The organism is Cytophaga sp. FL35 (assembly GCF_014349235.1).
Lineage (GTDB): Bacteria > Bacteroidota > Bacteroidia > Flavobacteriales > Flavobacteriaceae > Euzebyella.
Genome location: NZ_JACSOH010000001.1, coordinates 256131 through 270421, shown reverse-complemented (window position 1 = coordinate 270421; position 14291 = coordinate 256131). Strand labels below are relative to the sequence as shown.

Sequence of the window (14291 nt, the reverse complement as noted above, 5' to 3'; positions counted from 1 at the left end):
GGTTAGAATGTTACGTTAAGCCCCATGGTGAACACTTTGGTAACGGGATAAAAAGCACCCTGTGAGAATTGAGGGGTTAGTGGGTCGATACCTTCGGGCATATTGTCCCATGTGGCCAAGTTTTGACCTGAGACATAGATTCTAGCATTCGTAATTCTGAATCTATCGGTCAGGTCCCTGGGAATTTTATAACCAAGGGTAACGTTTCGCAGTCGAACGTATGAGGCATCGTGCATCCAAGTTTCGTTCACGCGCCAATTGGGATGGGATGAGCCAGGCGTCAACCTTGGGTAGGTGGCATCGGTGTTTTCAGGCGTCCAATAGTCACCTTGCCATTCTTGTATCTTACCGGCGTTGAAGAATGCCCATCCGGCATCACCTTCAAGAACCACATCGCGACCTCCGGCACCCAGCAAGGAAACGGAAAGGTCTAAGCCCTTGTACTCTGAAAATAATTCAAGACCCCAGTTACGGTCTGTAATATTACTTCCGATAATAGTGCGGTCGTCATTTGTAATGGCTCCATCAGGAACACCATCAGGACCTGAAAGATCGGCATATTTGATATCACCGGCCTGTATGGCACCAAAACCTGGTGTAGGTAAGGAAGCATTGAGATTACCATCAGTATCGAAATCACTTTCCTGGTAAAGCCCTTCGACCTTTAGTCCGTAAATTGCTCCAATCTCCTCACCGACACGGTTGATGGTATTTCCAGGAGGCAGCTGATCCAGACCGCCCAAATCTTTTATTTCGTTGTCGAACGCTGAATAGTTAAAATTAAATCCGTACCTGAAATCTTCACCGATCAAATCGTTCCATCCTATTGAAATATCGTAACCCGTATTCCAGACTTCCCCAGCATTTTGTACGGGCGCTCCAAGACCCACGGATGTAGGAATGGTTACACCCAGAAGAATATCCTTGGTTTTACGCACATAATATTCACCAGTTATTGAAAGTTTGCTATTGAACAACTTGGCATCAAAACCGATGTTTTGTGTTTCGCCTGTTTCCCATCGTAATTGGGAGTTGGCAAGTACAGTTTGGGCACCTCCAACCACAGGGGAACCGCCCAAAACTGCGTTGGCATTACCTAAGCCGAACAATGAGGTATAGGGAAAATTGACTTCTCGTGCCACGGCAGAACCGTCGGATCCTTGGATTACATCGCCGTTGTTATCGGTTTGATTGCTAGAGTAGATAAATTGATTACCCAATTGACCCCATGAAGCTCGAAACTTTAGGAAGTTGAGCGTTTCACTGTCTTGCAAGAACTTTTCTTCTGAAACGACCCAACCTAACGAGAAGGAAGGAAAAGTTGCTGAACGAAAACCTTTTGCAAATCTTGAAGATGCATCTCTTCTAACGTTGGCCTCTAATAGGTATTTGTCTTTATAAGAGTAATTGAAGCGACCGAAAACGGACTCTAATCCGTTTAAGGTAGAATTACCACTATTCAGCTGTGTATCCGGTAGGCCATTATCCAATCCTCGAAATTCATCGAGAACAAAGCCCCTTCTGCTAGCAGACCAGATTTCGCTGGTGAATTTTAGAAATTCGTATCCCCCTAAAAGAGAAACATTATGGTCGCCGAATTCTTTGCCCCAGTTGGCCACGGCGTTGAAGTTATCTTGAAAAGTGGTAAAGGTCTCCTTAAAAAGGGAACTCTCGCTAACCCCACCACCAACGGTAGTGATGGCTGGTCCGCCAGAGCCCTCATAATACGTGTAACCCGCTCTAAAGTCATCTCTGTCCCTATCAAAAAATTGGGGAGCATAGGTGGCTGAAATGGAAAAATTGTTAAAAGGACGATAAGTTACCTTTGCCAAAGCCCTAAAATAGTTAGATACCGTTTCATCTTCGGCCGTTGAGTTTGCCAAGGCTATAGGGTTGCTTCCCCCAAACCCGGAACCATACGTTCCATCGTCATTAAAGGCGATGAACAGTGGTTGAAGACGGTAGGCCGACCGGGTTAAGTTGTTGAGTCGCGCCGGTTGGCTTTTTACCTCTCTTCGAAAGTTAAGGTCAAAAGCCAAATCCAACTTCTTACTTAGGGCATAGTCTAAATTGAAACGGCCGTTATACCTTTTGAAGTTAAAGTTGGCTACGTTACCCTCTTGGTCTGTAAAAGAAATAGAACTGGCCACTTTCAGTTTTTCTGAACCTCCACGAACCGAAAGGCTGTGGTATTGTTGCGGAGCGGCAGAACTAAATAAGAGGTCTACCCAATCAGTATCGGGCAACTTTTCGGTGCCGACACCGGTACCTACACGATATTGGCTAAGAATATCTTCGGAAAAGGCCCCGGGTTCAGCGGAGTTGAAAGCTTCCATATAGCCAAGGGCATCCATAAATTTCAAATTCTGGGCAACACTTTGAATACCCAGATAGGTGTTGTAAGTTGTGGTAATTTTACCTTCTCTACCTCTTTTTGTGGTAATAAGAATAACCCCATTGGCTGCCCTTGAGCCGTAGATGGCGGAAGCAGAAGCATCTTTAAGCACCGAGATTGACTCAATATCGCTAGGGTCTAATCCATTAATATCATCGGGGATACCATCTACCAAGATCAATGGGTTATTTTTTGCCCCATTTCCTAGGGTTCCCACCCCGCGAATTCTAATAGCGGCACCATCGGAACCAGGTTGGCCACTTGACTGGGTAGCCGTTAAGCCGGGAACAAGGCCGGCTAATGCTTGCGATGCTTGGGCTACGGGCTGTTTTGTAATTTCTTCCGCCTTTACTGTTTCTACAGAGCCGGTCAGGTTGACCGCTTTCTGGGTACCATAGCCTACCACGACCACTTCATCTAGTAGTGAAGCTTCTTCGGTCATTGTCACGCTCATTTGTGATTGTCCGTTCACGGCTTGTTCTATGGTACCGTAGCCGATAGAGCTGAAGATAAGCGTTGCGCCATTTTCGACTTCGATGGCATAGTTACCGTCAAAATCGGCGACTACTCCATTGGTAGTGCCTTTTTCGATAATGTTTACTCCGGGTATCGGAACACCTGCTTGATCACTTACTGTACCCGTAACAGTAAGCTGAGCCGTTACTTCGCCCAAAGCGAAAACGGAAAACAGCAGGAACAAGATTGCATTTTTCATAAAAGTAGTTTTGGTTGTTATTCGTGAGTTGCTAGAAAATCAAACTACGAAAGTCTAGTCTGGTCTAGTCTGTTTTACAAATGAATGACATTAATCTAAATTATCCAAAACTTTTATTGTTAAATATTTAATTAATAGGCAATGTATTTGTTGATTGTTTATTTTTTATTGTTGGTTTTTGTAAGGATGCTATAATTTCGAGTAGTTTTGCTTCTAACTTGTATTTGGACTTTAAAAGCCTTTTCTTAGTGTTGCTGCTAGTGACACTAAGCGATTCATTTATTTAGGGAAGTTTAATATATTGGGCCAATTTGAAAGATTAGAAATCGGCTAGACCAGCATTTTCATGGTAAAACTTAACATAGAACATTATTCAAAAAAGCCAAAATATTTATTACTGGCCGATAGTATCATTCAACAAATAGAGCAAAAACAATTGGTGTTAGGCCAACGTCTGCCATCGGTGAATAAATTATCGGCTCACTTCAATTTTAGTCGTGAAACGGTATTTAAGGCTCTTAATTATTTGAGTGAAAAGGGTATTGTTAGAGCGGTTGATAAAGTTGGGTATTTTGTAAACGACCTTGCGATAGAGACCGAATACAAGGTGTTTTTTTTGTTAGATAAGTTTACGCCTTTCAAAGAAGATCTCTATAATTCGCTTATTTCCAATTTGGGCGATAGGGTGAAGGTACGATTGTATTTTCATCATCAGAATATTGAGGTTTTTGCTCCCTTGATACTCGATAATTTAAAGAATTTCACGCATTTTGTTATTACTACCTATATCAAGGATAGCAAGTCGGTCGAGAAAGTGTTAAAAAAAATTCCAGCAGAAAAGCTGATTGTCCTGGATAAATACGAGCCTCATTTGGACGCGGAGAGCGGGATGGTTTTTCAAGATTTTGAAAATGATATTCATCAACTGCTTACAGCGCATCTCAATAGAGTAAAAAAGTATCGGAAGTTGCTTTTGTTCAATCCTACCAACGCGCCTCACGGAGATTTTGTTCAAAGAGGGTTCGAGCGGTTTTGTGAAGAGCAATCTTTTGATTTTGAGGTGCACCCGAATTTTAAGCCGGAACATTTGAGTAGGGGTGCCCTCTATGTAACCATTGATGCCTACGACCGCGAAATGGTCGAGATCATAAAAATGGCCCGTAAATTGGGTTGGAAGCTTGGTAATGAAATAGGTCTAATTAGTTATAACGACACCAGTACCAAGGAGGTGTTGGATGGTGGTATCTCCGTTATCAGTACCGATTTTAAAAAAATGGGAAAAGAGGCTGCTACCATGATTTTAGAGGGCAAGCGTGAGAAAAAGGGCAACGAGAGCCAATTGATTTTAAGGAATTCGTTTTAAGATGTTTTACATTTTGTAAATTAAGTTCCTTAGACTTAAGAAAGGTAAAGTTTGCGATTATTCATTCTCATCAAGATACTGAGAAACTAAATAAGCATGCTTCTCTTTGCTCGAACCTGCAAATTGGCCTAAATTTATTTTTATAACATCAGATAGGTGTTCTTTTTCCTCTAAGTAATCCAGGACCAGTCGCAATTGGTTTTTGGTCAAGACTCCTAAATTTGATGTGAGTTGATGTAAGTTGTTCTCTGGAATGTTTTCTAAATGTTGAAGTAAAAGGCTTCTAGAATTGATGTCGATTTCCGGAAGTGCTTCCCAGAAGGGACGCATTTCTTCAGGGCTTTCTTTAAAGAAATCGGACATATTCTTTATTATAAACGAACGTACCAAAGGGATGCCCGTTTTGAATAATTCGGCTATACGCTCTAAATGTTTTTTGTAGTCCTCTTTATTTAAATTGGTCAATGCATGCATTTGATAGTTGGTATGATTACTCTCAAGCATTCCTAGCAACATGTCATTATCTTGTAGCTTGCTACTGTATTCTTTAATAGCTTCTTTTATGGGCCCGTGTACCAAATGCCAAGCTACATAACAGGAATAAAGTGCCCCACCAACCACCGATTCTTTTACCTCTTTCACGGTTGCCCCGGATAGGGCGTCTACACCCTCCATTTCCGAAGGTTTCGGTTTTTCTACCAATTCATCGATGGCTCTTCTTTTTAATATAGAATTATGGTCTTTTAAGAGTTCATGAAGCTTCCAATAGTCAGCGTAAACAAATTCGTCATGGTCGTGTTTTGTCAAGGGCTCTTTAACAGAGCGGTCAAAGCCGGCATAGTCTCCTAAAAGTGTCCAGTAAAAGGTAATATGCATCAACTTACAATCACCATCGGCACATACAGGGGTTATGATATGACTATTGTAGAGGATGGGGCGGTTTTTATGATCCACAAACAAATTCACTTTTTGTGCGCCCAGGGAATCCACCATAATTTGCATAGTAGTTTCCTTTGCGGATAAATTGGTTCCTTTCTGCCAATCCAGCAAATAAAATTCTGGGGACTTGTTCAGGGTAGAAGTACCGGCCCCATTAGGATAGGATACGACCGATCCGAATTGCCCCCAACTTTGGGTAATTCCTATCAAAAAAACAATCAGAAACGTTCTCATTTTTTCGATTGAGGAATCTTTTCGTATTTCTGCTCTTCGATAAGGTCCAGGTATTCTTGCAAGTATCCGGTATAGATGTCACGGGGCATAACATCGTATTTTTTACAAAGGGCAGCGGCATGCCCTACGGCAGCCCCCATTTGCCCTGTGGTAAGCATTACTCGCGGCCCGCCAAGTCCGGCGTGGGAACAGCTGAAATTTCGTCCCGCCATAAATAGGTTTTTGATGTTTTTGGAGTACAGGCTTCTGTACGGTATGTAATACTGGGGAGCTCGATAAAAGAGGGCCTCCGAGATAAAATCGGGATTATTCTCGTCTTCTAGAATGGTTTGGTAATGCACGTCCACCGCTCTTTTTTCAATGACCACGCCATCAGGAAATTCCCTACCTTCTTTAGCATCGTTGAAGGTGAAAACATGGTCGCCTACCAATCTCCTAGATTCGCGTTTTCCAACTAAATATGAAACCCACTCAAGTTTTCTATTCTTGTTGGCAGGGTCTTTTTTTGCATTGGAAAACGAACCATAAATGGCCCGTAGCATATGATCGCGTATTTCTTCGGCATCATCAATCTGGCTGAGGTCGTTTCGCGTAAATTCCCATTGCCACTCGCCGTTAATTTCTGTATGTTCTTTAGCCACGGGCATGGCCCAAGGCACATCGGGAAAACTTTGTGGGGAATCGGTATCTTTGGAGCCCCATAATACCGAAGAGCCCATAACGGCATTGTCTGCTTCTTTGGGGCTCCATAACTCTCCATGTTCTTCCCAATGTTCTCCATACGTATCTACACTTTCCCTACCGTATGAAAATTCGGCTCCGGCCCAAAAACCGATCCAACCATCACCGGTAGAATCAACAAAATAGGGGGCATCAAAGCGTTTTCTTTCTCCCGTGGAAGTTTGTCGGGCATCTACATATTTTATTTCATTGTTCTCAGCTACAGCATCATACGCCCTCCAGTTCAGATAAAGGTCAATATTTTCATAACTCTTTACATTTTCATCCCTCTTTTTTTGATCCAATTTGGCGTCTGCAGATCCGTTAGGGTAGTGTTCGGTATCAATTTTCTTTAAAATTCTTTCAAAATTGCCATAAATTCCCAAAGTGTGTACGCGTATTTCTTCGCTAGCATTTCCACCCAAAACCGGGCGATCATGAATAAGAGCCACTTTCATGCCCTGCTCGGCACCTGAAATGGCGGCGGCACATCCTGCCAAACCTCCGCCAACAACAACCAGATCATAAGATTGTGTGGCTTTTGGTGCGTTTGGCTCCGCTTTTACTTTTTGCCGCCAAGCACTCAGTTTAGTAGGTGATGAAGGGGGAGTGTCTTTGTTTTGGGAAAAATAAAGGGCGTCACAGCGGGCGTTGAAGCCCGTTAAATCAACCAATTCTACTTTGGTTTTTTGATTTTTCTTGATTTTGGCTTCGCCAGCATATTGCCAACCCCAACCAGAACGAGTACCTAAAATGGAATCAAGTTTGGTTTCATTGATTTTTAACTGGAACCTGCCGGGAGCGTCCCAATCGCCCGGGACCCAATTCATGGTACGTACCCAAATATGGTAACTGCCCGATTTATCAAAACTAACTTCGGTACTGGCATTTTTCACCGGCTTGCCCATGCCATGGGCATTGAGATAAGGGGAGCCCATTTGTTCGACGAACTGAGGGTCAATAAGCCACCCACCTGGGTTATCAAAGCTTTCTGCTTCTACGAGGACATCTTGCGCAAATGCGGTAAATGAACAGATTAGAACAAGGTAAAGTGCGAGTAATTTTTTCATAAGGTTTTTTGATTAGTCGAGTGACCAAAACATAATCTAGTATGGTCTAGTATGGTTTTGTAAATATATCAATTTTTAGTTTAAAACATTTAATTATTCGAAATTTATCCACTTGTATCTAATCTTTAGTCATAATTGGTTCGCAATTCATGATCTCCAAAGTGAATTTTCTATACCAATTGGTTGATGGGTAACATCATCTAATCCAAATGGGTATTAAGAAATAAGTATTGATCATTTATCCCTTTAAATAAATCATTTGTATTAAGTAATCCGCACAAACAGGCCTATTCTTGTACTGTACAGATTGTACACCTTACAACACATACCATACGACAACATATATGAATTACATTACAAGATTAATTGGCCTTGGAGGTTTAGGGGTCAGCCTAGCCACAAACTTTACGCTTAACGCACAGGACAAATCTTATGAGCCTACCTGGGAGTCCGTAGCTGAAGTAAACCCTATACCAGAATGGTTTTTAGATGCCAAACTTGGCATCTATGCACACTGGGGACCAGTATCTGGCGCTTTTGAAGGTGCAGACCCCAATAAACATTATGGGGGGTGGCACGGAAAATTGATGTATGAAGATGGCAAGGTGGTGAAAACGAAAAGCGGAAAACCGAGTAACAACTACGTGCACCATAAAAAGAAATATGGTAAACCTCATAAAAAAGGATACATAGAAATCATAGAAAACTTTTCGCCTACTGCTTTTAATGCTGAAGAATGGGCACAACTGTTTAAGGAATCTGGGGCCAAATTTGCCGGACCCGTCGCTATGCACCATGATAATTTTGCCATGTGGGAGAGCAAAGCTACCCGTTGGAATTCAATGAACTACGGTGGTATTGACCCTTCTGCTGAATTAAAAAAAGCACTATCGGACAAGGGAATGCGCTTTATAGGTTCCTTTCATCACGCATTTACATGGAAGTATTTTGCACCTGCGCATGCCCATGGTAATATCGACCCAAAAGATTACGATTTGTATACCAATCCTCATGGTATAGACTCGGAAATGGTAGATGCAGATTTCCTAAAGCAATGGTGGGCAGTATTAAAGGAGTACATAGATGTGTACCAACCGGATATTATTTGGTTTGACTGGTGGTTAGAAAATCTTCCTGAAGAAGACCGACTTAAATTTTTGGCTTACTACTATAACAAAGGTTTGGAATGGGGCAAGGATGTAGCAGTCTGTTATAAGGAATCTACATTTAATGAAGATGTGGCTATTAAGGATTATGAGCGTGGTAGACCAAACCAACCCAAAGCCAATGCTTGGTTAACGGATACGTCTCCTGGAGCTTGGTTTTACAGACCTGGAGCCCAGTTTAAAACTCCCAATGAATTGATAGATATTTTAGTGGATATCGTGGCTAAAAATGGACTGATGTTACTCAATGTACCACCAAATCCAGATGGTAGTATCCCACAAGAAATGAAAGACTTGCTTAAAAACATGGGCAGCTGGTTAAAAGTTAACGGAGATGCTATTTATGGCACAAGACCGTGGACGGTTTTTGGTGAGGGACCTACGCGTTTGCCGGAAGGTGGGCACAAAGTAGAAGAGAAACTAACCATTGAATATAAACAGGACGATATCCGTTACACCAAGAAAAGCGATAAAGAGTTTTATGCCCTTGTTTTGGATACACCTACGCACGATATTGTTATGAAAACCCTTTCTACTGATATTGGAGCTTTAAATTCAGCTATTTTAAAAGTTGAATTATTGGGGAGTAACGAAGAAATACGATGGGAACGCAATGCCGAAGGCTTGGTGATTAAAAAACCAAAAAACCTCCCAACCGAATATGCACATGCTTTTAAGATCACTTTAGAAGGGTACACCGAGAATGATATAGGGGGCAATGAAGATGCCCATAAAGATTAAGAGTAATCTAGTTTTAGTTAGGCAGTAGTTCTTCCTTTTTGGTAGCGCTACTGCTTTTTTGTTTTTAGGCAGTAATGGTAGGTGATTATGAGGGTAATTTTTTAGCTAAATACTGTGTTTTTTGAACTGGGTGTTTCTCTAAACTACTTAAAATCATGCAAAAATAGGACTTGACCATTTGTTCTATCCATCTAACCATTTGTAGCATGATACTTAGGGATTAAAAATCAATTTTGGATGACTCTAACCAAGTTATTCAACTCAATTAAACTTTAACACTTATGAAAGGAAACAAAACGAATGCTAGCAAATGGTGGCCCCATTGCTACAAGTTCCTAATTCTTTGGTTCATGGGCCTTTCCTTTGGCTTTTCCCAAGAATTGACCATAAACGGAACGGTATCGGATGAGCAGGGAATGCCCTTGGCCGGAGCCAATGTGCTCATCAAGGGAACAACCACAGGTACTCAAACCGACTTTGATGGGAATTATACCATTGATGCTGAAAGCGATGCTGTTCTGGTTTTCAGTTACATCGGTTTTACGAAATCTGAAGTGGCTGTAAATAGTCAGTCGACCTTAAACGTAACGCTATCGGAAGACGCAAGTCAATTAGAAGAAGTTGTGGTAATCGGTTATGGTACACAGAAAAAATCTGATTTAACTGGCGCTGTAAGTACTGTTGATAGTGAAGAAATCAACAAGTTTACCTATAACGATGCCGCACAGGCCATTCAAGGTCGTACGGCAGGAGTACGGGTAGAGGCTAATGGTGGTTCACCTGGGGCCAATGCCTTAGTAACCATTCGCGGGTCAAGTACGTTGTCAGACGCGGGACCTTTATATGTTATAGATGGTATGCTTACGGGAGATATGACTACCTTAAACCCGGGCGACATAGAATCTATTTCGGTATTAAAAGACGCTTCTGCAAGTGCTATATATGGTTCTAGGGCAGCCAACGGTGTTATTATTGTTACTACCAAAAAAGGGACCAGAGGTGGCGATATTAAAGTAGATTTGGATTACAGCTATGGCTTACAATCTACAGTTAAAAATATCGATTGGGCCAATGCTCAAGATTATGCCACCATTGTCAATAGGGCTCGTGATAATGATGGCAATCCTAGATTTCCTGCCAATGACACAGAATTCAACCCGAATATAGATAGCGATATCCAAAGAGAATCTTTGCGTACGGCAGGCGTTATGAATGCCAACGCCAGAATTTACGGAGGAACCCAAAATAGCACTTATAGCTTGTCATTGAACCATTATGATCAAGAAGGTATTGTAAAACAATCAGGTTATGAACGTACCACCGCTCGTGTGAACGCAACGCTTACCAAGGGTAGGTTTCGTTTGGAAAGTACTATTGGTCTAACCCGTTCTGTTGACAATCCCAATCCCTATTTCAATAGAGAGCGTGATTTGATTCCGACGATTTCCATTTACGATGACGAAGGCAATTTTAGTGCTACCGATCAACCTTTGGATGTTGCTGTAGGAGCCTTTTATGGAGTAGGAAATGTCAGTAACTCTTTAGGTCTAGCCACAGTAGAAGACCGTACCGTTACCAGAAATACGGTTCTTGGTAATATTGCAGGTTCTTTTGAAATATTTGACGGACTTACTTATAAATTGAACTTAGGTCTTGATAATTACGCGGACAATAATTATAGATTCACTCCTACCTATGTCTTCAATACGGCAACCTTTGGTAACAACCAATTTGCTGAGCTGGCGGAAACCAATACTAATTTTCTTTCTACCCTTATTGAACATACATTGACCTATAGTAAAGAGCTTAACATGCACAATATCAACTTTGTTGCCGGTTATACAGATCAAGTTTCAAATACACGATCTTTAGGGGCTTTGGCAAGAAAGTTTCCTTCCAACGATGTTCGAGTGGCATCAGCGGCTGAAGATAGGGTTAACTTTCCTTCTCAAGATTTGACCAAAACCATACAATCCTATTTTGGTAGACTGAGCTATGGTTTTGATAGTAGGTATCTATTGACCGCTACAATTCGTAGAGATGGATCTTCCTTGTTTAAAAATGATTTGCGTTGGGGGACATTTCCATCGTTTGCGCTGGGTTGGAACCTCGGAAACGAAAGTTTTATGGAAGACTTTACGGCTATCACAGATATAAAAATTAGGGCGAGTTATGGTGAGGTTGGATCGGATAACGTTCCAATTTACTCCTTGAGCCCAGAATTAAACCTAAATAGTGAATATCCCATAGGCGATAGCCAAGAAAGAGCTACTGGTTATTCGATTACTAAGGGTATCAATGATGAAATTACTTGGGAAACCAGTAAAACTACCGATATAGGTCTTGAGTTTAGGGCTCTTGATCAAAAACTGAGCATTACCATGGATTACTTTATCAAGAAATCAGAAGATGTTTTGGTTGAATTGGGTCTGCCGTTATATACGGGCTTTGGAAACCGGGTGCCTTTTAACACAGCAAGTATCGAAAATAAAGGTTTTGAGTTTTTGGCCAACTACTCAGAAACTTTAAGTGAAGATTTCTCATTTAGTATCAGTGGTAACTTCACTACTTTAAACAATGAAGTAACGGCACTGGGAGATGCAACGCCCATCATCGAGGGGCAATTTACTTCCAATGGGCTAAGAGGAACCAAAACGGATGTTGGTCAGCCTGTATCGGCTTTTTATGGTTATGTGGTCGATGGAATTTATCAAACCGACGCAGAGGCTACAGCAGCGAACGATAACAATAATCCGCAAGCGGGAGATTTGAGATTTAAGGATATTGGGGGGCCGGATGGTTCCGGTCCAGATGGGGTAATAGATGAAAATGACCAAACGTTTTTGGGCAACCCAGCCCCTAATTTTGAATATGGTTTCAACATTTCAGCCAATTACAAAGATTTTGATTTGAGCCTCTTCTTCAACGGAGTTTCAGGCAACAAAATTTTGAATGCCAATATTTATCGAGGTTATTTTGATACGGAAGGCCCATACTTGACCAATGCATTAAATGCTTGGACGCCCTCCAATACCAATACCAATATTCCAAGAAATACACAGACCGACCCTGGATTCAATAGAAGACCATCTGATTTTTATCTTGAAAATGGGGCTTACTTCAGATTGAGAAATATGCAATTGGGCTATACCGTACCCTCCAGGATTTCTGAACATATGAAGATGACCAAACTTAGAATTTACGGATCAGCTACCAATTTGTTCACGATTACGGATTACACGGGTTATTATCCTGAGGTAGGTAGAAATACAAGATCGTCCAGAAGAATCTTCAGTTCAGGGGTTGACGAAAGCGCTTACCCAACTGCAAGAACCATTCAATTAGGGGTACAGGTTTCATTTTAATGGCAAACACAGAAAGAAATGAGAAAAATTAAAATATCAAAAAGTTTATTGGTAACACTAGTTGTTTTGCTGGTGGTTACTTACAGCTGTCGAAAAGACATCTTGGAACAAGAAAATCCAAATGCCGTTACGCCACAATCATTTTGGAAAACTGAAGATGATGCTGAAAAGGGCATCATCGGAGCCTACAGTCCGTTTACGCACATTTGGTACTATACGCGATTTGAAATTTTCTTATCGGATTATAGAGATGATGTTGTAAATGCCTTTGCAACTTCTGAAAGAACGGCAGCGGGTTCGTTTAACGGAATCCCACAGAGTAACGGGGCCTTTTGGGTCTGGAGCGCCATGTTTCAAGGGGTAACACGTGCAAACGAAGTATTGGCCAACGTTCCTGATATTGAAATGGATGAAACCAAAAAGCAAAACATTTTGGGGGAAGCCTATTTCATTAGGGCTTACAACTATTTTAATTTGGTAAACGGTTGGTTGAACGTACCGTTGATTACCGAGCCGATTACCGATATTGAGAATCCCAAGGAAGTACCTCAAGCAGATCCTGCCGAGGTATGGGCGCAAATAGAAAGTGACCTAAAAGAGGCCCAAAATTTGGCTCCCGATGCTTGGCCGTCTGCGATGACCGGACGTATTACTTCCGGTGCGGCGACAGGTTTTTTGGGTAAAGTTTACCTTTATCAAAACAAATATGCCGAGGCAAAAGCAGAATTTGCTAAAATTATGGACGGTAGTTATGAGTTGATGGCAAACTATGCCGATAACTTTACGGAAGCGGCAGAGAACAACAAAGAATCCTTGTTTGAAGTTCAATTGGTCAACGACGGAAATACCGGTTGGGGTGGTGATGCTCCTGGTGTAGGAAAAGGTGCAGCCTTTCATCCGGATATTGCTCCAAGAGGGTTTACGGGCCAAGACGGTATGAGAATCAATGATTGGGTGCTGGACCTTTTCTTGGACGAGCGTACCGTGAATGGCGAAATTGATCCGAGGACCTACACTACCTTATTCTTTAATACAGATGAAACCACTATTTATCAGGGAGATACCTTGGTTTCTCAAACTTACGGTAACAAAACTTACGAAGAAGTTTATGGGGATTCAGATTTGGTTTGGGGCAATAAATGGCTCGATATTAAATTTGATGATAAAACGGGTTCCCAAGACAACGGATGGCACCAATCCGGCAATAACTTAAGACTCCTGCGTTATGCAGATATACTACTAATGTATGCCGAGGCAGAATTTATGCTCAATGGTTCTACGGCCGATGCCCTAGATGCCATCAATCAGGTAAGGGCAAGGGCGGATATGCCTGCATTGACAAGTATTACCATGCAAGACATCGAAGATGAAAGGGTGAAAGAATTGTCTTTGGAAAGAACTAGGTATTTTGATATTCTACGATGGGGCAAGGTGGAAGAGTACATCGTTAACAAACCCGAGCTGAAATCGGAAAGTGCAGGTACTAGTTCATACAAACCCGGTAGGGAGTATATTGCAATACCCCAGAATGAAATTGATGCCAACCCGGTATTTAAACAAAACCCCGGTTATTAATCCAATTA

At 41.8% G+C, this 14291-nt stretch carries 7 protein-coding genes; 4 read left to right on the top strand and 3 right to left on the bottom strand.

The features are described from left to right. Positions 1-2: 2 nt before the first annotated feature. Positions 3-3110: a SusC/RagA family TonB-linked outer membrane protein gene (locus BIZ36_RS01100; RefSeq protein ID WP_187456002.1), complete on the bottom strand. Its 3108-nt coding sequence runs from the start codon at positions 3108-3110 to the stop codon at positions 3-5. 346 nt (positions 3111-3456) lie between these two features. Here BIZ36_RS01100 and BIZ36_RS01095 point away from each other — a divergent pair, with 346 nt between their 5' ends. Next, positions 3457-4473 carry a GntR family transcriptional regulator gene (locus BIZ36_RS01095; RefSeq protein WP_187456001.1) on the top strand — a complete coding sequence of 339 codons (1017 nt, stop codon included), beginning with the start codon at positions 3457-3459 and terminating at the stop codon, positions 4471-4473. A 57-nt stretch (positions 4474-4530) separates the two neighbouring features. On the opposite strand, the gene BIZ36_RS01090 is transcribed toward BIZ36_RS01095, so the two are convergent. Both BIZ36_RS01090 and BIZ36_RS01085 read right to left on the bottom strand, forming a co-directional pair. Next, on the bottom strand, positions 4531-5646 hold the full coding sequence (locus tag BIZ36_RS01090; protein ID WP_187456000.1) for a hypothetical protein: 1116 nt from the start codon (positions 5644-5646) through the stop codon (positions 4531-4533). Further along, on the bottom strand, positions 5643-7436 hold the full coding sequence (locus BIZ36_RS01085; RefSeq protein WP_187455999.1) for an FAD-dependent oxidoreductase: 1794 nt from the start codon (positions 7434-7436) through the stop codon (positions 5643-5645). The genes BIZ36_RS01090 and BIZ36_RS01085 overlap by 4 nt, the downstream gene beginning before the upstream one ends. Positions 7437-7780: 344 nt before the next feature. Between BIZ36_RS01085 and BIZ36_RS01080 the strand changes: the two genes are divergently transcribed. From BIZ36_RS01080 to BIZ36_RS01070, 3 genes are all read left to right on the top strand, one after another. Then, complete coding sequence (locus tag BIZ36_RS01080; protein ID WP_187455998.1) at positions 7781-9343, top strand: alpha-L-fucosidase; 1563 nt, start codon at positions 7781-7783, stop codon at positions 9341-9343. Between the two features lie 281 nt (positions 9344-9624). Beyond that, positions 9625-12708: a SusC/RagA family TonB-linked outer membrane protein gene (locus BIZ36_RS01075; RefSeq protein WP_187455997.1), complete on the top strand. Its 3084-nt coding sequence runs from the start codon at positions 9625-9627 to the stop codon at positions 12706-12708. A gap of 18 nt (positions 12709-12726) precedes the next feature. Further along, a complete protein-coding gene (locus BIZ36_RS01070) occupies positions 12727-14283 on the top strand; it encodes a RagB/SusD family nutrient uptake outer membrane protein (protein ID WP_187455996.1) in 1557 nt (518 codons plus the stop codon). Positions 14284-14291 lie beyond the last annotated feature (8 nt).